This is a genomic window from Alicycliphilus denitrificans, from assembly GCF_044792555.1.
Classification (GTDB): domain Bacteria; phylum Pseudomonadota; class Gammaproteobacteria; order Burkholderiales; family Burkholderiaceae_C; genus Alicycliphilus; species Alicycliphilus denitrificans_A.
Genome location: NZ_CP126238.1, coordinates 4,040,300 through 4,058,977, shown reverse-complemented (window position 1 = coordinate 4,058,977; position 18,678 = coordinate 4,040,300). Strand labels below are relative to the sequence as shown.

The 18,678-nt window shown below is 66.7% G+C and carries 18 protein-coding genes; 14 read left to right on the top strand and 4 right to left on the bottom strand.

What is annotated here, in order from left to right; translation table 11 throughout:
• Positions 1-63: 63 nt before the first annotated feature.
• The 3 genes from P7644_RS19300 to P7644_RS19290 all read left to right on the top strand — a co-directional run bounded on the left by P7644_RS19300 (position 64) and on the right by P7644_RS19290 (position 3,701).
• On the top strand, positions 64-1,509 hold the full coding sequence (locus P7644_RS19300; protein ID WP_404300861.1) for a sensor histidine kinase: 1,446 nt from the start codon (positions 64-66) through the stop codon (positions 1,507-1,509).
• A gap of 141 nt (positions 1,510-1,650) precedes the next feature.
• Entirely contained in the window at positions 1,651-2,631 is a 981-nt protein-coding gene (locus P7644_RS19295; RefSeq protein ID WP_404300860.1) for a Bug family tripartite tricarboxylate transporter substrate binding protein, read from the top strand.
• Complete coding sequence (locus P7644_RS19290; protein ID WP_404300858.1) at positions 2,628-3,701, top strand: NAD/NADP octopine/nopaline dehydrogenase family protein; 1,074 nt, start codon at positions 2,628-2,630, stop codon at positions 3,699-3,701. Before P7644_RS19295 ends, P7644_RS19290 begins: the two co-directional genes overlap by 4 nt.
• Positions 3,702-3,813: 112 nt before the next feature.
• On the opposite strand, the gene P7644_RS19285 is transcribed toward P7644_RS19290, so the two are convergent.
• On the bottom strand, positions 3,814-4,320 hold the full coding sequence (locus P7644_RS19285; protein WP_404300857.1) for a MarR family winged helix-turn-helix transcriptional regulator: 507 nt from the start codon (positions 4,318-4,320) through the stop codon (positions 3,814-3,816).
• A 135-nt stretch (positions 4,321-4,455) separates the two neighbouring features.
• On the opposite strand from P7644_RS19285, the gene badH reads away from it, so the two are divergent.
• The 10 genes from badH to P7644_RS19235 all read left to right on the top strand — a co-directional run bounded on the left by badH (position 4,456) and on the right by P7644_RS19235 (position 13,427).
• A complete protein-coding gene (badH, locus tag P7644_RS19280; protein ID WP_404300856.1) occupies positions 4,456-5,223 on the top strand; it encodes a 2-hydroxycyclohexanecarboxyl-CoA dehydrogenase in 768 nt (255 codons plus the stop codon).
• 37 nt (positions 5,224-5,260) lie between these two features.
• Positions 5,261-6,043, top strand: coding sequence for a 2-ketocyclohexanecarboxyl-CoA hydrolase (gene badI, locus P7644_RS19275; protein WP_404300855.1), 783 nt, complete (start codon positions 5,261-5,263; stop codon positions 6,041-6,043).
• Between the two features lie 20 nt (positions 6,044-6,063).
• The gene (locus tag P7644_RS19270) at positions 6,064-6,432 is read left to right on the top strand and encodes an acetyl-coenzyme A synthetase N-terminal domain-containing protein (protein WP_404300854.1); all 369 of its coding nucleotides are present in this window, start codon (positions 6,064-6,066) and stop codon (positions 6,430-6,432) included.
• A 91-nt stretch (positions 6,433-6,523) separates the two neighbouring features.
• Positions 6,524-7,672 (top strand): CaiB/BaiF CoA transferase family protein, encoded by a 1,149-nt coding sequence (locus tag P7644_RS19265; RefSeq protein WP_404300853.1) that lies wholly within the window; start codon positions 6,524-6,526, stop codon positions 7,670-7,672.
• 74 nt (positions 7,673-7,746) lie between these two features.
• Positions 7,747-8,226, top strand: a complete 480-nt coding sequence (locus P7644_RS19260; RefSeq protein ID WP_404300852.1) for a MaoC family dehydratase — start codon at positions 7,747-7,749, stop codon at positions 8,224-8,226.
• A 12-nt stretch (positions 8,227-8,238) separates the two neighbouring features.
• Positions 8,239-9,219 (top strand): tripartite tricarboxylate transporter substrate binding protein, encoded by a 981-nt coding sequence (locus tag P7644_RS19255; protein WP_404300851.1) that lies wholly within the window; start codon positions 8,239-8,241, stop codon positions 9,217-9,219.
• Between the two features lie 180 nt (positions 9,220-9,399).
• Positions 9,400-10,569: a cyclohexanecarboxyl-CoA dehydrogenase gene (gene aliB / locus P7644_RS19250; protein WP_404303254.1), complete on the top strand. Its 1,170-nt coding sequence runs from the start codon at positions 9,400-9,402 to the stop codon at positions 10,567-10,569.
• 134 nt (positions 10,570-10,703) lie between these two features.
• Complete coding sequence (gene aliA, locus P7644_RS19245; protein ID WP_404300850.1) at positions 10,704-12,344, top strand: cyclohexanecarboxylate-CoA ligase; 1,641 nt, start codon at positions 10,704-10,706, stop codon at positions 12,342-12,344.
• Between the two features lie 22 nt (positions 12,345-12,366).
• Complete coding sequence (locus P7644_RS19240) at positions 12,367-13,146, top strand: enoyl-CoA hydratase (RefSeq protein ID WP_404300849.1); 780 nt, start codon at positions 12,367-12,369, stop codon at positions 13,144-13,146.
• Between the two features lie 134 nt (positions 13,147-13,280).
• Positions 13,281-13,427 carry a hypothetical protein gene (locus tag P7644_RS19235; RefSeq protein WP_404300848.1) on the top strand — a complete coding sequence of 49 codons (147 nt, stop codon included), beginning with the start codon at positions 13,281-13,283 and terminating at the stop codon, positions 13,425-13,427.
• Positions 13,428-13,440: 13 nt separating this feature from the next.
• On the opposite strand, the gene P7644_RS19230 is transcribed toward P7644_RS19235, so the two are convergent.
• From P7644_RS19230 to P7644_RS19220, 3 genes are read right to left on the bottom strand one after another with little or no spacing between them, the layout of a single operon-like run.
• Entirely contained in the window at positions 13,441-14,139 is a 699-nt protein-coding gene (locus P7644_RS19230) for an SPOR domain-containing protein (protein ID WP_404300847.1), read from the bottom strand.
• A 9-nt stretch (positions 14,140-14,148) separates the two neighbouring features.
• Positions 14,149-14,988 (bottom strand): biotin--[acetyl-CoA-carboxylase] ligase, encoded by an 840-nt coding sequence (locus P7644_RS19225; RefSeq protein WP_404300846.1) that lies wholly within the window; start codon positions 14,986-14,988, stop codon positions 14,149-14,151.
• Positions 14,985-15,524 (bottom strand): SET domain-containing protein, encoded by a 540-nt coding sequence (locus P7644_RS19220; protein WP_404300845.1) that lies wholly within the window; start codon positions 15,522-15,524, stop codon positions 14,985-14,987. Before P7644_RS19220 ends, P7644_RS19225 begins: the two co-directional genes overlap by 4 nt.
• A 107-nt stretch (positions 15,525-15,631) precedes the next feature.
• On the opposite strand from P7644_RS19220, the gene P7644_RS19215 reads away from it, so the two are divergent.
• Positions 15,632-18,553, top strand: coding sequence for a DNA topoisomerase III (locus tag P7644_RS19215; RefSeq protein WP_404300844.1), 2,922 nt, complete (start codon positions 15,632-15,634; stop codon positions 18,551-18,553).
• The last annotated feature ends 125 nt before the right edge of the window (positions 18,554-18,678 follow it).

The window sequence follows — 18,678 nt, the reverse complement described above, 5'->3', positions numbered from 1 at the left end:
CTCTTATGTTGATAGCTTGTTGCGCTTGTTGTACGGGCGTTTTAGGCTAAAAACACTCAAATCGTGAAAATCTTCCAGCGCGAGCAGCGCTCCCTTTTTGGCGAAATCCTGGACTGGATGCTCACCCCGCTGCTGCTGCTGTGGCCGGTGAGCCTGGCGCTCACCTGGCTCGTGGCCCAGGGCCTGGCGAACAAGCCCTTCGACCGGGCGCTCGAATACAACGCCCATGCGCTGGCCCAGCTCGTCACCGTGCAGGGGGGCCGGGTGCTGTTCAACCTGCCCCAGCCCGCCAGCGAGATCCTGCGCGCCGACGAGTCCGACATCGTCTACTACCAGGTGCTCGGGCCCAATGGTGAGTACCTGTCGGGCGAGCGCGAGCTGCCGCCGCCGCCGCCCGAGGAGCGCCTGTTTTCCGGCGACGTGCGGCTGCGCGACGCCGAGCTGCGCGGCATAGACATCCGCGTGGCCTATATCTGGGTGCGCGTGCCCCTGCCCGGTGCGCCGGCGGCGCTGGTGCAGGTCGCCGAGACGCGCTCCAAGCGCAGCGTGCTGGCCACCGAGATCATCAAGGGCGTGATGCTGCCGCAGTTCGTCATCCTGCCGCTGGCCGTGCTGCTGGTGTGGCTGGCTCTGGTGCGCGGCATCAAGCCGCTGCACCAGTTGGAGGAGCGCATCCGCGCGCGCAAGAGCGACGACCTGTCGCCGCTCGATCACAAGGCCGTGCCCATGGAGGTGGCGCCGCTCGTGGACTCGGTGAATGACCTGCTTCAGCGGCTGCAGGAGTCCATGGCCACGCAAAAGCGCTTCCTGGCCGACGCCGCGCACCAGCTGAAGACCCCGCTGGCCGGCCTGCGCATGCAGGCCGACCTGGCGCAGCGCGAGGGCACGAGCACCGAGGAGCTCAAACAATCGCTCAAGCAGATCGGGCGCTCGTCCATCCGCGCCACGCACACCGTGAACCAGCTGCTGGCGCTGGCGCGCGCCGAGGGCGGCAGCGCCGTGGTGCAGCGCCAGCGCTTGGACCTGGCGCGCCTGGTGATCGAGGTGGTGGAGGGCAGCGTGCCGCGCGCCATGGACAAGCACATCGACCTGGGCTACGACGGCGCCGACCCCGGCACGCCCGGCGTGTGGATGGACGGCAACCCCACGCTGCTCAAGGAGCTGGTGCGCAACCTGGTGGACAACGCCATCAACTACACGCCCTCCAGCGCGCAGCGGCCCGGTATGGTCACGGCGCGCGTGCTGCCCGATACCTTCGCCCGGGTGGTGCTGCTGCAGGTGGAGGATTCCGGCCCCGGCGTGCCCGAGGCCGAGCGCGAGCTGGTCTTCCAGCCGTTCTACCGCGCGCTGGGCACCGATGCCGACGGCTCTGGCCTGGGCCTGCCCATCGTGCGCGAGATCGCGCGCCAGCATGGCGCCGAGGTGCTGCTGGAAGAGGTGCGCCCGGGCGCAGCCATGCCGGGTGCGCGCTTCAGCGTGCGCTTTGCCGCCAGCAGCTCCGGTGGGTGACGTCGAATGGGAGAAAAAATGTTTCTGCCATGGGTTGCCGTGACGCAAAATTGCGCCTTTTTGTAAGAGCGCAATCACGCTCCAACCCTCCGGCCTGCGGGCCCCCGCCTCCTCAATCGTGCTTCCCGGACCCTGATGACCATGAAGAAGAGAACCCTTGTCTCAGTATTTGCCGCCCTGTCCGTCATGGCCGCCGGCGGAGTCTCCACCGCGCAGGCCCAGGACCTGCCCACCAAGCCGATCCACATCGTCGTGCCGTTCACGCCGGGCGGGGCCCAGGACATCGTCGGCCGCGCCATCGGTAGCAAGCTGGCCGAGCGCATTGGCATCCCGGTCATCGTCGATAACAAGCCCGGCGCGGGCGGCGTGATCGCTGCCGATTCGGTGGCCAAGGCGGCGCCGGACGGGACCACGCTGTTCCTGGCCAGCGGCGGCGCGATTTCCATCGCCCCCAGCCTGCTGAGCAAGCTGCCCTACGACGCGGCCAAGGATTTCGCCCCGGTGGCGATGCTGGTGGATACGCCGATGACCGTGGCGGTGCGCACCGCCAGCCCGTTCAAGACCCTGGCCGAGCTGCTCGATGCCGCCAAGAAGAATCCGGGCAAGGTCAGCTTTGCCTCCACGGGCAACGGCACCATCACCCATTTGACGGGCGAGTACCTGGCGCAGCGCGCCGGCGTGAAACTGCTGCACGTGCCCTACCGTGGCGCGGGCCCGGCAATCACCGATGTGATGGGTGGGCAGGTGGACTTCATCGTGACCAGCGTGGCCTCGGCCGAGGCCATGGTCACCGGCAAGAAGATGCGCGTGCTGGGCACGTTCACCGGCCGCCGCATCGCCAGCCTGCAGGGCGCTCCCACGGTGACCGAGGCCACGGGCCTGGGCCACATGGAGGTGCCGGTGTGGGCCGGCCTGCTGGCCCCCGCCAAGACGCCGCCGGCCATGCTCAAGCGGCTGGAGGCCGAGCTGCTCGCCGTCTGCCAGTCGCCCGCGATCCATGAGCAGTTCGACAAGCTCGGCGCCCTGTCCATCTGCGCCGGCGCGCCCGAGCTGGAGCGCATGATCAAGACGGACACCCAGCGCTGGGCCGAGGTGATCAAGCAGGGAGGAATCCAGGAGTGAGGCGCGAAGGCGTCCATGTAGGCGTCGCCGGGGTCGGCGGCATTGGCCTGGCGAGCGCCGCCTGGCTGCGGCAGGCGGGCTTTGGCGTCACGCTGTGGTCGCCGCGCGGCACGGGGCTTGCGGGCCCGGCGCGCTGCGCTCTGCAGGCCACGGGCGTGGTCCAGGGCGGCTTCGAGGTGCAGCTCGCGCAATCGGCCGCCGAACTGGCCCGGCATGCCGACATGCTGCTGATCGCCGTGCCCGTGAACGGCCACAAGGCGGTCTTCGACGCCCTGGCGCCGCACCTGAAGAGCGGCCAGACGCTGCTGGTGAGCTCCATGAGTTCGCTGTCGGCGCTGTATGTGTACGAGCTGGCCAAGGGCCGGGGCGTGGACATCACCGTGGTCAGCATGGGCACGACCACGCTGACGGCGCGCCGCGCCGCGCCCACCGAGGTCAAGGTCATGACGCGGCGCACGCGCCTGGGTATCTCCACGCTGCCGCAGTCGGCCCTGCCGCAGGCCAGGCAGCTGTGCCAGGCGCTGTTCGGCGACGTGTTCGACGAGGACGCGAACGCGCTGGCCAGCGCGCTCACGAACATCAACCCCGTGGCGCATGCGCCGCTGGCGGTGTTCAACTGGACGCGCATCGAGCGCGCGGAACACTGGCCCCAATACCACTACATGACGCCGCATGTGGCGTCGGTGATCGTGCGGCTCGATGCCGAGCGCCGCGCGCTGGCGCGCGCCTTCGGCCTGCAGGTGCGCTCCATCGAGGAGCATTTCGCCAAGTCCTTCAACACCCGCTCCGCGCAACTGGCCGACATCGCCGCCGAGCTGCACGCCAGCCGCGGCGGCCCGCCGGGACCGACCGACGTGGGCACGCGCTTCCTGGGCGAGGACGTGCCCTACGGCCTGGTGTTTTCCAGCGTGCTGGCGCGCATCGCCGGCATGCCCATGCCGTGCACGGAGACCATGATCGAGGCCGCCAGCCTGATCACCGGCCGCAACTTGCGCGCGGAAAACGACCTGATCGACGCGCTGGGCTTGCGCACCGAGACCTTCGACGGCCTGCTGGCGCGCCTGCGCTAGAGCAATCCCGCCGACCGAGCCGACGCCGAACAGGGCGTGGTCACGGCGGCGCCATGCATCTCGTCCTGCGCCGGGCGGGCCCCGATCGACGCGGGGCGCGCCGCCCCACCGCTCACTCCCCCTCGCGGTTGCCGCCCTGCGCGTTGTCGATGCGCTGCATGTTCTCCAGCAGCTTCAGCAGGTAGTGCAGGCTGTGGGCGATGTCGTTCACCGAGAAGCCGTCGAGCGCCTGCTCGTAATAGCCGTGGATCTTGGGCTGTGCCTCCACCAGCCAGACCTGGCGGCCCGAGTCGGTCATCGTGACCAGGCGTGATCTGCGGTCGCGCGGGTCGGGTGCGCAGGCGATGTGCCCGTCGCGTTCCATGCGGCCGATCAGCCCCGAGAGATTCTGCCGGCTCGTCATCAGGTAGCGGGCCAGATCGCCAATGCTCATCCCCTCGGCCACCTGGGGCCTGGACAAAGCGCCTAGCACCGCCCACTGCTGCGTCGTCAGGCCCTCGGATTCCACTGCCCGTGTACCGGTTTTATGCAACATATTTGCGCATTGATAGAGGCGGAAGAAGACCCTGTTGGCCAGGTCCATCCGGGTATCCAGCTGTTTTTTCATAGGGAAAACCATTATTTCTTTTAAAAACCGCCATGCGGCGCTTGCGCGTTCTCGGGGGCGGGTATGACAATACATTTACTTAAATGCGCAGGCAAGAAGCGGCGCAAAAACCAACGATAGCAAGCTTGGCAACCCCTGGAGAACGCAATGCAAAGATTTCAAGGCAAGACCGTCGTCGTGACGGGTGGTGGTGGTGGCATCGGCGGCGCGACGGCGCGCCGCTTCGCGGTGGAAGGCGCGAAGGTGGCGGTGTACGACATGAACCTGGCCGCTGCTGAAAAGGTGGTGGCCGAGATCCGCACCGCCGGTGGCCAGGCTGCCGCCTTCCAGTGCGACATCACCGACCGCGCCCAGGTGGACGCGGCCGTGCCGGCCACGCAGGCGCAGCTGGGCCCCGTGGACGTGCTGGTGAACAACGCCGGCTGGGACATCTTCAAGCCCTTCGTGAAGACGGTACCGGCGGAGTGGGACAAGCTCATTGCCATCAACCTGACCGGGGCGCTGCACATGCTGCATGCCGTGCTGCCAGGCATGGCAGAGCGCCAATACGGCCGCATCGTGAACGTGGCGTCCGACGCGGCGCGCGGCGGCTCGTCGGGCGAGGCCGTGTATTCGGCCTGCAAGGGCGGGCTGGTGGCGCTGTCCAAGACGCTGGCGCGCGAGCATGCGCGCCACGGCATCACCGTGAACGTGGTGTGCCCCGGCCCGACCGACACCGCCCTGCTGGCGGGCGTGGCCGAGGGCGCGCGCGATCCGGCCAAGCTGATCGAGGCGTTCAAGAGCGCCATTCCCCTGGGCCGCCTGGGCCAGGGCGACGACCTGGCATCGGCAATCGCCTTCATGGGCAGCGACGACGCCAGCTTTGTCACCGGCCAGGTGCTCAGCGTTTCGGGCGGCCTGACCATGCACGGCTGACCAGCCAACACCCTTACCCCCTTCCGTGGAGAACACCATGAATTTCGAAGACATCCTGTACGAAGTGCGCAACGGCGTGGCCTGGATCACCATCAATCGTGCCGACAAGATGAACGCCTTCCGTGGCCAGACCTGCGACGAAATCATCCGCGCGCTGAACAAGGCCGGCTACGACAAGAGCGTGGGCGCCATCGTGCTGGCCGGCGCCGGCGACCGTGCCTTCTGCACGGGCGGCGACCAGTCCGCCCACAACGGCAACTACGACGGGCGCGGCACCATCGGCCTGCCGATGGAAGAGCTGCACACCGCCATCCGCGACGTGCCCAAGCCCGTGATCGCTCGTGTGCAGGGCTTCGCCATCGGCGGCGGCAACGTGCTGGCCACGATCTGCGACCTCACCATCTGCTCCGACAAGGCGCAGTTCGGCCAGGTGGGCCCCAAGATGGGCTCGGTGGACCCCGGCTACGGCACGGCCTTCCTGGCCCGCGTGGTCGGTGAGAAGAAGGCGCGCGAGATCTGGTACCTCAACCGTCGTTACAGCGGCGCCGAGGCCGTGGCCATGGGCCTGGCCAACTTCTGCTTCCCGCACGACCAGCTCGACGCCGAGGTGCAGAAGATCGGCGAGGAACTGTGCGAGCGCAGCCCCACCGCCCTGGCCATCGCCAAGCGCAGCTTCAACGCCGACACAGCCCACCAGGCCGGCATCGCGGGCCTGGGCATGTACGCGCTCAAGCTGTACTACGACACGGAAGAGTCGCGCGAGGGCGTCAACGCGCTCAAGGACAAGCGCAAGCCCGAGTTCCGCAAGTACGCCAAGTAAGCCCGACCGGAAAGCGCGCCATGCCAACCGATGCCCTCCCTTCGTCCGGCGCTGTGTGGTGGCCCGACCGCCGCACGGTGGACAACGCCAACCTCACGCGCTTCATGCGGGCGCTCGGGGTCGACAGTTTCGAAGCACTCAACGAGCGCGCCAGCGCCGACCCGGCTTGGTTCCATGACGCGCTGATCCGCTTCCTCGACTACCGGTTTGAACAGCCCTGCGAACAGGTGCTGGACCTGGGCGAGGGGCTGCCCTTCGCCCGCTGGTGCGTGGGCGGCACCACCAACGTGGTGCTCAACTGCATCGACCGGCGCCGGGGCACGGAGCGCTACACGCAAGAGGCTTTGATCTGGGAAGGTGAGGACGGCACCCCGATAACGCTGCGTTGAGCGCAAAGCCTGGTCCGGCATGCACCCCCAAGCTTTGCGACGCAGCATCGCCACATTTACCTTCATAACCACCCACTCTATAAAACAATATATGTTACCCCTGGAAAAAATCAGAATTATTGATCTGTGCAATGTCGTCATGGGGCCTTATGCGACACAGATCCTGGCGGAATATGGAGCGGACGTCATCAAAATAGAGCCGCCGGAAGGCGACGATTCCCGCCGCACAGGGTTTTCCGTTGAAAACAACATGGCCAGTTTGTTCATGGGGGTCAACCGGGGGAAAAGAAGCGTCACCATGAACCTCAAGGACCCTGCCAGCAAAGAAGATTTCTATGCCCTAGTGCGGTCCGCGGATGTTTTTGTCCACAATATCCGCCCGCAGAAACTCCAGGCGCTGGGCATCACACCCGACGAACTTCTCTCGCACAATCCCACCTTGATTTATGTGAGCCTGAATGGTTTTGGCCAGGATGGGCCCTATGGCGGAAAACCGGCCTATGACGATGTCATTCAGGGAATGTCGGGAATGGCGGCCCTTGCGCAACGCCATGGCGCGGACGAGCCGCGCTACACCCCGACCATCCTGGCCGACAAGACCGTCGGAACCCTGGCGGCCAGTGCGATTCTGGCGGCGGTGGTCAAACGCGAACGTTTCGGGGTCGGCAGCACCGTGGAAGTGCCCATGTTCGAGTCGATGGTGGCATTTACCCTGGTGGAGCACATGTACGGCGCCAACTTTCCGGCGCACGACCAGAAAATGGGTTATCCCCGTGCACTGGCCCCATGGCGTAAACCGTTCGCCACCCTGGATGGCTATATCTGCGTCATGCCCTATACCGACAGGCACTGGAAAGAACTGCTGACCGCCACAGGGCATGCGGATCTTGCGGCCGACCCGCGTTTTGCTAGCATTTCGGCGCGCAGCGAGCACTCCGGCTTTGTCTACCAGTCGCTGGGAACCGTGTTGTGGCAGAAAACCACGGCAGAGTGGCTGGCGATCCTGGAAGAACTGCAGGTGCCCGGCGCCGTCGTGAACCAACCCGAGGATTTATTGAGCGACCCGCATTTGCAGGCCGTGGGTTTTTTCCAGCACCTCAACGACCCGTCCATGGGCGCGCTGTGCTTCCCAGGTGCACCGGTGCTTTTCGATGGAGTGAGGGCCCACAACGGCCCGCCTCCCCGACTGGGAGAACACACGCGCGAAGTGCTCGATGGCATTTTCCATCCATTGAACTGAGTTTTTCGATTTGTTCGGAATCGTCATTCCGAAATAACAATTTGCCCATTTACTTAAATACAAAGGAGACAACCATGGCATCCCCTATTTTGCTCGGTCGCGGATATTACTGGCACGACCTGCATGTCGACCAAGAATTTATCACCTACGGAAGAAGCATTACCGAAACCGATTTGATGAATTTCATCACTCTGACCGGAATGACAGAAATCATCTTCACCGACATCCAACACAAAGGCGCGATGCAGGGCCGCGTGGTGCCCGGCGCATTGTCCTATACCTTGATTGAGGGGCTGCTGGTCCAGGGCATGATCCAGGGCACGGGCATGGCCTTGCTCGAAATAGAAAAAAAGATTTTAGCGCCCGTGTGCGTGGGCGACACCATTCACGGCCATGTGCGCATCGAGCATATCCGACCGACCTCCAAACATGGACGCGCGGTGGTTACCTCTACCGTCTCCATTGTAAATCAGCACGATGTGACCGTAAGCACCTATACCGCAAAACGCCTGCTCGCAGGAGATCCCCAAAAGATCACCGTGGAAAGCCATTGATTGGAGAGATAAATGAAATTCACCCGTATTTTCCGCCGCACTCCCATTTACCTCGGCTTGCTTCTGGGACTGGCGGGCCCAAGCCACTCCGCATCCGATTACCCGTCCAAGCCCATCCAGTTGGTCATCGGCTTTTCAGCGGGCGGCCCCGCCGATGCGATTGCCCGCATCCTGTCGCAGCCGCTGAGCAAAGTGCTGGGAACGCCCATCGTCATCGACAACCGCCCTGGGGCCGATGGCGTCATTGCCGCCACCAAAGTCGCGCAATCCCCCGCCAATGGCTACACGCTTTTGCTGGCCCCAGCCACCCACGCCATCAATGCCACGCTCTACAAAACCGCTCCGTACGATTCGCTCAAGGATTTCACCCCCATTGTCTTGATCGGCGACTCTCCGAACATCGTGGCCGTTCACCCGTCTGTTCCGGCCAAAACCATCTCGGAACTGGTCGCCTACGCCAAAACCAAAACCCCGGAACTAGCGTATGGCTCCAGTTCGAGCATCACCTATCTGGCCACCGAGATGCTGAACATGAACGCGGATGTGAAAATGGTCCGCATTCCCTACAAAGGCGCGGGCCAGGCCTTGCCGGCGCTGTTGTCGGGAGAAGTCCAGGTCATGGTGTCCAGCTTCGTCACCCTGCTGCCGCACGTGAAGTCCGGCAAGGTGCGTGCGCTGGCGGTCACCAGCCCGTCGCGCCTGGCGGCCGCTCCCGACATTCCGACCGTCGCCGAATCGGGCCAACCCGGTTATTCGGCCACGACCTGGTATGGCATTTTGGCGCCCGCCAATACCCCGCCCGAGATTACCGAACGCGTGGAAAAGGCCGTCAAGGAAATCCTGCTCGACAAATCCGTCGTCGACCAATTGGCCGCGCAAGGGCTGGCGATCGAAAAAACCATCACGACGCCACAGGCATTCAAAACCTACATGGCCACCGAGATCGACAAATGGAAGCGCGTCATCGTGTTGTCGGGTGCGTCTGCCAACTGAGGCACCTTTGAACGGCGGACTTTGGCAGCGCCCAGATGCAGGAAACGCAGCCCCTCTGCCCGGTCCGCTACGCCACGCCACGCGGGCAGCGTGGTGCCGAAGAAGCGCACGAAGGCGCCGATGCGCTGAAAAGCCAGCCCCAGCCCGAGTTGCGCCAGTACGCGAAATCACGCACCAGACCTGGAGACCCCTAGGAACCCGAACCCCTACATCGACGAAGACCTGCAGGCCCTGGCCGACACGGCCCGCCGCTTCGCCGAAGAACGCGTCAAGCCCGGCTTCCTGGAGCGCGACCAGACCCGTGACCTGAACCGCGTACTGCTGCGCGAGATGGGCGAGCTGGGCTTTATCTGCCCCGAGCTGCCCGAGCAGTTCGGCGGCCTGGGGCTGGGTTGTCTCGCGGCGGGCGTGATTCACGAGGAAATCGCCCGCGCCGACCTGAGCTTTTCGTACCTGAACCTGCTGGCGTCGCTCAACGGCCAGATCCTGTCCAAGTACGGCAACCCCGAGGTGGTCGGCCCCTGGCTGCAAAAGCTCACGCGGGGCGAGGCGATCTGCTGCATCGCGCTGACCGAGCCGCGCGGCGGGTCCGATGCCGCCAACCTGCGCCTGCGCATCGAGCGCGACGGCGACCACTACGTGCTCAATGGCGAAAAGACCTCCATCTCCGCCGCCGACCAGGCCGACATCGCGGTCGTGTTCGGCCGCACCGGCAAACCCGAGGACGGCGCCCACGGCGTGACGGCTCTGGTGGTGCCCATGAACACGTCCGGCATCACCACCAACCGCTTCGATTGCCACGGCCAGCGCGCCATCGGGCGTGGCTCCATCTTCTTCGAGAACGTGCGCGTGCCCGTTAGCCACCGCCTGGGCGACGAGAACAAGGGCTTCGTGCAGGTGATGCACGGCTTCGACTTCTCGCGCTCGCTCATCGGCCTGCAGTGCCTGGCCGTGGCGCGCGTGGCGCTGGAGGAAACCTGGAAATACATCACCGAGCGCCAGGCCTTCGGCCAGCCGCTCTCGGCCTTCCAGGGCGTGACGCACCCGCTCGCGCAGTACGACACCGAGGTCGAGGGCGCACGCCTGTTGTGCCTGCAGGGCCTGTGGCTCAAGGACCAGGGCCTGCCCCACACCGCCGAGGCCGGCATGGCCAAGTGGTGGGGCCCCAAGCTGGCCTACGACGTGATCCACCAGTGCCTGCTGTGCTTCGGCCACGGCGGCTACGACCGGGGCCTGATGGAGCAGCGCCTGCGCGACGTGCTGGGCTTCCAGATCGGCGACGGCACGGCCCAGATCATGAAGACCATCATCGCCCGCACGCGGGCGGGGCGGAAGTTCGTGCCGGCATGAGGCCACCGGCGCTATCAAAAAAGATAGCTGACAGAGCTTGTATTAGCAGGTTTTAAATAAGAAAAGTGCCTGAAATCCTTTATTGACAAGCGCGAAGCGCTCCTGTTTTTAAGACACACCACCGGAAACACACCATGGAATTCGACGCCGTACGGCTGCCCCCGCGCCGTGAGCGCATGATCGCCCAGGGCCTTTGGCACGACCGCACCATCAACAATGATCTCGATGCCTGCGCCGCCGCCTGCCCCGACAAGCTCGCGCTGACTGCGCTGCGGGTCGAGACCGGCGAAATGCGCCGTTTCACCTATGCCGAGCTGGCGCGCATGGCCGACCGCATCGCCGTGGGCCTGGCGCGGCTGGGCGTGGGCAAGAACGACATCGTGGCCTGCCAGTTGCCCAACTGGAGGCAGTTCACGCTGGTCTACCTGGCCTGCTCGCGCATCGGCGCGGTGATGAACCCGCTGATGCACATCTTCCGCGAGCGCGAGCTGTCGTTCATGCTCAAGCATGGCGAGGCCAAGGTCATGATCGCGCCCAAGGTGTTCCGGGGTTTCGACTTCGAGAAGATGATCACCGACCTGCGGCCCAGCCTGCCGCACCTGCAGCACCTGGTGGTGGTGGACGGCACCGGCCCCAACAGCTTCGAGGCGCTGCTCAGCGGCCCCGAGTGGGAGAACGCGCCGGACGCGCAGGACATCCTCACGCGCCACCGCCCCGGCCCGGACGACGTGCCCCAGATCATCTACACCTCGGGCACCACCGGCGAGCCCAAGGGCGTGATGCACACGGCCAACACCGTGATGGCCAACATCATCCCCTACGCCCAGCGGCTGCACCTGGATGCCGAGGACGTCATCCTGATGGCCTCGCCCATGGCCCACCAGACCGGCTTCATGTACGGGCTGATCATGCCCGTCATGCTCAAGGCCAGCGTGGTGCTGCAGGACATCTGGGAGCCCAGGAAGGCGATCGAACTGATCCAGAAGGAGGGCGTGACCTTCACCATGGCCTCGACACCGTTCCTGACCGACCTGGCCAAGACGGTGACCGAGACCCAGCAGGCCGTGCCCACGCTGCGCATCTTCCTGTGTGCCGGCGCGCCCATTCCGGGGCCGCTGGTGGAGCAGGCGCGTGCCGCTCTCGGCGCGAAAATCGTCTCCGCCTGGGGCATGACGGAAAACGGCGCGGTCACGCTGACCCAGCTCGACGACGACGACGAGCGCTCGTTCTCCACCGACGGCTGCCCGCTGCCCGGCGTGGAAGTGAAAGTGGTCGATGGCGACGGCACGGATCTGCCCGTGGGCGAGGCCGGCCGCCTGATGCTGTGCTCGTGCTCCAACTTCGGCGGCTACCTCAAGCGCGCGCACCTCAACGGCACCGATGCCGGCGACTGGTTCGACACCGGCGACCTGGCGCGCATCGACGCACGGGGCTATATCCGCATCACCGGCCGCAGCAAGGACGTGATCATCCGTGGCGGCGAGAACATCCCGGTCGTCGAGATCGAGTCGCTGCTGTACCGCCACCCCGCCGTGGCCATGGCCGCCATCGTGGCCTACCCCGACGAGCGCCTGGGCGAACGCGCCTGCGCCGTGGTGGTGACGAAACCGGGCCAGACCTTCGACCTGCCCACCATGGTGGAGTACCTCAAGGGCCAGAAGGTGGCCCTGCAGTACATCCCCGAGCGCCTGGAGGTCACCGACGCCATGCCGGCCACGCCGTCCGGCAAGATCCAGAAGTTCAAGTTGCGCGAGCTGATGCGCGCCCAGGGCTGACCCGCCCCACCGGAGACACCGCATGACGGACGACCGCCCCCTCCGCGTGGAAACGCAAGGCCGCGTGGGCCTGATCACCCTGCACCGGCCCCAGCAGCTCAACGCCCTGAACGACGCCCTGATGGACGCCCTGGGCGAGGCCCTCCTGGCCTTCGACGCCGACCCCGGCATCGGCGCCATCGTCATCACGGGGAGCGAGAAGGCCTTCGCCGCCGGTGCCGACATCGAGGCCATGGCTGACTTGACGTTCATGGACGTCACCCAGGGCCAATTCATCACGCGCAACTGGGAAACCATCCGCAGCGTGCGCAAGCCCGTGATCGCCGCCGTGGCCGGCTACGCCATGGGCGGCGGCTGCGAGCTGGCGCTGGCCTGCGACGTCATCGTGGCGGCCGAGTCGGCGCGCTTCGCGCTGCCCGAGATCAAGCTGGCCATGCTGCCCGGCGCGGGCGGCACGCAGCGTCTGCCGCGCGCCATCGGCAAGGCCAAGGCCATGGACATGTGCCTCTCGGCCCGCATGCTCGACGCGCAGGAGGCCGACCGCTACGGCCTGGTCTCGCGCGTGGTGCCCGACGCCGAACTGCTGGAGCGCACCCTGGTCCTGGCAACGCAGATCGCCGCGTTCTCGCTGCCCGCGCTGGTGGCGATCAAGGAGTCGGTGAATCGCGCCTGGGAAAGCCCGCTGACCGAGGGCATCCTGTTCGAGCGCCGCGCGCTCTACGGGCGCTTCGCCAGCAGCGACGCGCACGAGGGCATGCACGCCTTCCTGGACAAGCGCAAGCCGGCCTTCGCGCACCGCTGAGGCGTTTTTTCCAAGTGTTTCATGTTTAAAAGCCAATGAAATAAAGCGCCAATAGCTACAAATAGCATAGCAAACGAAGGGAGCTCCGATGGCCGCGGTGCGCGCCACGAGAGTCCAGACCAGGAGACAAGAACATGCTGACGATCAATCTCTTCAACGGATTGGTGTACGGGGCGCTGCTCATCGTGATGAGCTCGGGCCTGGCGCTGATCTACGGCCTGCGGCGCGTGGTGAACTTCGCCCACGGCGCGCTGTACATGCTGGGCGCCTATATCGGCTAGCCCCTATGCCCGTTCACCCGCAAGGGCGCAGTGTCTTGCCGGCCAGCACGGTGCGCAGCGCGGCCTCCGCCTGGGCGCGCTGCGCCTCGCTCACGGCGGGCAGGTGCAGCGTATAGTTCGGCGTGTCCCCACGCTCCTGCACCACGCGGGCCCTGCGCACGCCCTGCTCGCCCAGCTGTGCCAGGGCGCGCAGCGCGCCTTCCGCGGTCGAGTAGCGGCCCAGCGACAGGCCGGGCTCCAGTGCCGGGCCAGGGCGGTCGTAGGCGATCTTGAGCGCGCGCAGCTCGGCGCGCTTCTTGGCCAGGGCGTCTTCGTCGGCAAAACGGCCCATGTAGACCATCCAGCGGCCGGGCACCGGCACCGGCTCCAGGCTCCAGCTGCCCGCAGGCAGGCTGGCCGCGGCCTGGCGCAGCGCGTCGGCCTGGCGCGCGTCGAAGACGCCGGCCTGCAGGCAGGCCAGGGGCTCGGCGGACGCGGCGCTGTCATTGGCTGTGCTGGCCGGCGGTGCGCTGCTGGCCGGTGGTGCGCTGGGCTCGGGCACCATGTGCTCGGGCGGCAGCAGGCGCAGGTTTTGCGGCGCTATCTGCTGCTGCAGGCGCTGCGGCTCGGCCTGGCTGGCCGGGCCCAGGCCCCAGGCCTGCAGCAGGCCATGCGACCAGGCGTAATAGCCGGCGTTGGCCAGCAGCAGGAGCACGACGGCAAGGCGCAACATCCCGGCCTCTCAACCTTCCGCGGGGCGCACGCTGACCTCGGCGCTGTTGACGGCCTGCATGCCGCGCGCGGTGTGCACGAGCAGCGTGCCGTCCTCGGTCACGCCATGGGCCGTTCCCTGGCAGCCGTCGCTCAGGGTGACCGCGCGCCCGGCCAGCAGGTCGCGCTGTGCAAAGCGCGCCTGAAAGGGCGCAAAGCCGGCCTCGGCAAAGCCCAGCAGGGCCTGCACCAGCGGGGCGGCGATGCGCTGCAGGGCGCTGGCCGCCGTGAGCGTGGCGTCCACCTCGCGCAGGCAGGCGGGCGGCGTGCGCAGCCCCTGGGCCAGCACGGGCAGCACGTTCAGGCCTATGCCCACGACCACGTAGCGCTGGCTGTCCGAGGCGCCGGCCTGCTGGCCAAAGGAGGCGGTCTCCACCAGGATGCCGCCCAGCTTGCGCTCGTCCTGCAGCCACAGGTCGTTGGGCCACTTGAGCAGGATGCGGGGGCGGCCGCTGCCGACATCGGGCAGCGTGGGCTGCAGGCTCTCGGCCACGCTGATTCCCACGGCCAGCGACAGTCCCGACCAGTCGCGCGGCGCCAGCGGCAGGCCCAGCGAGAAGGTGAGGGCCGGCACCACGCCCGTGCCCTCGTAGGCGCTGCTGTGCCAGTCGCGGCCCAGGCGGCCGCGCCCGGCGGTCTGCGCCTCGGCCACGAGTAGCGTGGGCTCCTGCCGGCCTGCGCGTGCGCGGCGCATGAGTTCGCTGCTGGTGGAGTCCACCGTGGGCAGCACCTCCACGGTGAAGCCGGGCAGCAGCGGCGCCACCGCCTGCCAGATGGCCTCGGCCGGCCATTGCGCGGGTGTCGTTGTCATGTGCGCCGGCCCTTGTGCTGTGGGCTCTGCTCCAGGCCCGGCGGTGCCCAGCCGCGCTTGGGGGCCAGCAGCGTGCCGCGGCAATTCGGGCTGCCGCACCAGCAGGGGTATTCGGCCTTGAGCTTCTTGGTGTAGCGCTCCTCGATGATCAGGCCGTAGTCGTAGTTCAGCTCCTCGCCGGCCCGGATGTTGCGCAGCGCGGTGATGAAGATGCGGCCATCCTGCTCGTCGGCAAAGCAGTTCGGGTCGCAGCTGTGGTTGATCCAGCGCGCCGAGTTGCCGCCGTACTTGCCGTCGATCACATGATCGTCATCCACATGGAAGTAGAAGGTGTGCTGGGGGTGCGCCGGGTCGTGCGGGTGCCGGTCCTGCGCCTCCTGCCAGCTGATGACCTGACCCTTGTATTCGATGATGACCTCGCCCTCGGCGATATCCTGCACGGCGAACACGCCCTTGCCGTGCACGCCCGAGCGGCGCGTCTGGATGCGCCGCCCTGTGGCTGTCGGGGGCACTGCGGTGACGGTGGAGCGAGGCATGGCGAAACTCTGTTAATTTGAATAGGCACACATGCGTGCGCGTGCGCGCGCAAGCAGCGGATTGTAGAAGCGCCGATATGGCGCGGTATGGCGGAATTGACCCACAAATGACCAAGACCCTGGTAATTGCAGAAAAACCCTCGGTGGCGCAGGACATCGTGCGCGCCCTCACGCCGGTCGCCGGCAAGTTCGACAAGCACGAGGACCATTTCGAGAATGAACGCTACGTGGTCACCAGCGCCGTGGGCCACCTGGTGGAAATCCAGGCGCCCGAGGAGTTCGACGTCAAGCGCGGCAAGTGGAGCTTTGCCCACCTGCCGGTGATCCCGCCGTACTTCGACTTGAAGCCCGTGGACAAGACCAAGAGCCGCCTGGCCGCGGTCGTCAAGCAGGCCAAGCGCAAGGACGTGACGGAATTGGTGAACGCCTGCGACGCGGGCCGCGAGGGCGAGCTGATCTTCCGCCTGATCGAGCAGTACGCCGGCGGCGCCAAGGGCGGGCTGGGCAAGCCGGTCAAGCGCCTGTGGCTGCAGAGCATGACGCCGCAGGCCATACGCGACGGTTTCGACAACCTGCGCAGCGACGCGCAGATGCAGGGCCTGGCGCATGCCGCGCGCAGCCGCTCCGAGGCCGACTGGCTCGTGGGCATCAACGGCACGCGCGCCATGACGGCCTTCAACTCGCGCGACGGCGGCTTCTTCCTGACCACCGTGGGCCGCGTGCAGACGCCCACGCTGTCGCTGGTGGTGGAGCGCGAGGAAAAGATCCGCAAGTTCGTCAGCCGCGACTACTGGGAAATCCACGCCGGCTTCCACGCCGAGGCCGGCGAATACCTGGGCAAGTGGTTCGACCCGAAGTGGAAGAAGAGCGAAGACCCCGAGGCCCGCGCCGACCGGCTTTGGTCGCACCACCAGGCCAAGGAGATCGCCGACGCCGTGCGCGGCAAGGCCGCCACGGTCACCGAGGAGAGCAAGCCCACCACGCAGGCCAGCCCGTTGCTGTTCGACCTGACCAGCCTGCAGCGCGAGGCCAACGGCAAGTTCGGCTTCTCGGCCAAGACCACGCTGGCCCTGGCCCAGGCGCTGTACGAGCGCCACAAGGCCCTGACCTACCCGCGTACCGACTCGCGCGCGCTGCCCGAGGACTACCTGCCCGTGGCGCAAAACACCTTCGCCATGCTGGCGACGAGCGGCATGCGCCACCTGGCGCCCTATGCCCAGCAGGCGCTGGACGACGGCTATGTGCGGCCCAGCAAGCGCATCTTCGACAACAGCAAGGTGTCGGACCACTTCGCCATCATCCCCACCACGCAGGCGCCGCACGGCCTGTCGGAGGCCGAGCAGAAACTCTACGACCTGGTGGTGCGCCGCTTCATGGCGGTGTTCTTCCCCAGTGCCGAGTACCAGGTCACCACGCGCATCAGCCAGGTGGTGGGCCACTCGTTCAAGACCGAGGGCAAGGTGCTGGTCAGGCCCGGCTGGCTGGCCATCTACGGCAAGGAAGCGGCCAATGAGGTCGAAGACGGCAAGGCCGGCGACAAGGGCCAGCCGCTGGTGCCCGTGAAGCCCGGCGAGATGACGCACACCGAGTTCGCCGAGGCCAAGGGCCTGCGGACCAAACCGCCCGCCCGCTACAGCGAAGCCACGCTGCTGGGCGCGATGGAGAGCGCCGGCAAGCAGATCGACGACGAGGAACTGCGCAGCGCCATGCAGGAAAAGGGCCTGGGCACGCCCGCCACGCGCGCGGCCATCATCGAAGGCCTGTTGACCGAGAAATACATGCTGCGCGAGGGCCGCGAGCTGATCCCCACGGCCAAGGCCTTCCAGCTCATGACGCTGCTGCGCGGCCTGGATGTGCAGGAGCTGTGCCGCGCCGAACTCACCGGCGAGTGGGAGTACAAGCTCGCGCAGATGGAAAAGGGGCAACTGAGCCGCGAGGCCTTCATGCAGCAGATCCAGGCCATGACCGAGAAGCTGGTCAAGAAGGCCAAGGAATACGACCGCGATACCATCCCCGGCGACTACGCCACCCTGGCCACGCCGTGCCCCAACTGCGGCGGCGTGGTCAAGGAGAACTACCGCCGCTATGCCTGCACCGGGGCCGGCGGCAGCGGCGAGGGCTGCGGCTTCTCGTTCGGCAAGTCGCCCGCGGGACGCACGTTTGAAACCGCCGAAGCGGAACAACTCCTGCGTGACCGCCGCATCGGCCCGCTGGAGGGCTTCCGCTCCAAGGCCGGCTGGCCCTTCACCGCCGAGGTCACCATCGCGCGCGACGAGGAGGCGGGCAACTACAAGCTCGAATTCGACTTCGGCGACGATAAGAACGCCGAGGAATCGGGCGAGCTGGTGGACTTTGCCGGCCAGCAAAGCTTAGGTGCCTGCCCCAGCTGCGGCGCCCCCGTGTACGAGCATGGCGCCAACTATGTGTGCGCCAAGTCCGTGCCCACGGCGCAGCAGCCCACGTCGTCCTGCAGCTTCAAGAGCGGCAAGATCATCCTGCAGCAGCCCGTGGAGCGCGCGCAGATGGAAAAGCTGCTGGCCACCGGCAAGACCGACCTGCTGGACAAGTTCGTCAGCATGCGCACGCGCCGCGCGTTCAAGGCCTTCCTGGCCTGGGACAAGGAGGCGGGCAAGGTCAACTTCGAGTTCGAGCAGCGCGAATCCAAGTACCCGCCGCGCAAGACGGCTGCTGCAAAAACAGGAGCTGCCAGCGCGCGTGGTACGGGCGTTACAGCGCAAAAAACCTCAAAACCCGCCGCCAAGAAGACGGCCGCGGCCAAGGCCCCGCGCAAGGCCAGCGCCGCCGCCGGCAAGGCCCCCAGCGCCCAGCTGGCCGCCGTGATCGGCGCCGAGCCCGTGGCACGCCCCGAGGCCGTGAAGAAGATGTGGGACTACATCAAGGCCCACAACCTGCAGGACCCGCAGGACAAGCGCACCATCGTCGCCGACGACAAGCTGCGGGCGGTGTTCGGCAAGGACCGCATCGGCATGTTCGAGCTGGCCGGGGTGTTGGGCCAGCACCTGGCCTGACGCCGCGCAGCCGCGGCGAGCGCATCGTCTGGGGCACCCATGGCGGCCATGGCCATCGCGGGCGCTGCAGCGGCCTGATGGACGGCCGACCGGTGGGCGCCCCACGCCGCCCCTGGGTCGCGCAG

What these genes read in the sequence shown, in the direction of transcription:
- P7644_RS19295 (WP_404300860.1), top strand. Translation starts at nt 1,651, where the DNA reads ATGAAGAAGAGAACCCTTGTCTCAGTATTTGCCGCCCTGTCCGTCATG.
- badI (WP_404300855.1), top strand. Translation starts at nt 5,261, where the DNA reads ATGAATTTCGAAGACATCCTGTACGAAGTGCGCAACGGCGTGGCCTGG.
- badH (WP_404300856.1), top strand. Translation starts at nt 4,456, where the DNA reads ATGCAAAGATTTCAAGGCAAGACCGTCGTCGTGACGGGTGGTGGTGGT.
- P7644_RS19260 (WP_404300852.1), top strand. Translation starts at nt 7,747, where the DNA reads ATGGCATCCCCTATTTTGCTCGGTCGCGGATATTACTGGCACGACCTG.
- P7644_RS19240 (WP_404300849.1), top strand. Translation starts at nt 12,367, where the DNA reads ATGACGGACGACCGCCCCCTCCGCGTGGAAACGCAAGGCCGCGTGGGC.
- P7644_RS19225 (WP_404300846.1), bottom strand. Translation starts at nt 14,988, where the DNA reads ATGACAACGACACCCGCGCAATGGCCGGCCGAGGCCATCTGGCAGGCG.
- P7644_RS19220 (WP_404300845.1), bottom strand. Translation starts at nt 15,524, where the DNA reads ATGCCTCGCTCCACCGTCACCGCAGTGCCCCCGACAGCCACAGGGCGG.
- P7644_RS19235 (WP_404300848.1), top strand. Translation starts at nt 13,281, where the DNA reads ATGCTGACGATCAATCTCTTCAACGGATTGGTGTACGGGGCGCTGCTC.
- P7644_RS19265 (WP_404300853.1), top strand. Translation starts at nt 6,524, where the DNA reads ATGTTACCCCTGGAAAAAATCAGAATTATTGATCTGTGCAATGTCGTC.
- P7644_RS19215 (WP_404300844.1), top strand. Translation starts at nt 15,632, where the DNA reads ATGACCAAGACCCTGGTAATTGCAGAAAAACCCTCGGTGGCGCAGGAC.
- aliA (WP_404300850.1), top strand. Translation starts at nt 10,704, where the DNA reads ATGGAATTCGACGCCGTACGGCTGCCCCCGCGCCGTGAGCGCATGATC.
- P7644_RS19285 (WP_404300857.1), bottom strand. Translation starts at nt 4,320, where the DNA reads ATGGTTTTCCCTATGAAAAAACAGCTGGATACCCGGATGGACCTGGCC.
- P7644_RS19270 (WP_404300854.1), top strand. Translation starts at nt 6,064, where the DNA reads ATGCCAACCGATGCCCTCCCTTCGTCCGGCGCTGTGTGGTGGCCCGAC.
- P7644_RS19255 (WP_404300851.1), top strand. Translation starts at nt 8,239, where the DNA reads ATGAAATTCACCCGTATTTTCCGCCGCACTCCCATTTACCTCGGCTTG.
- P7644_RS19230 (WP_404300847.1), bottom strand. Translation starts at nt 14,139, where the DNA reads ATGTTGCGCCTTGCCGTCGTGCTCCTGCTGCTGGCCAACGCCGGCTAT.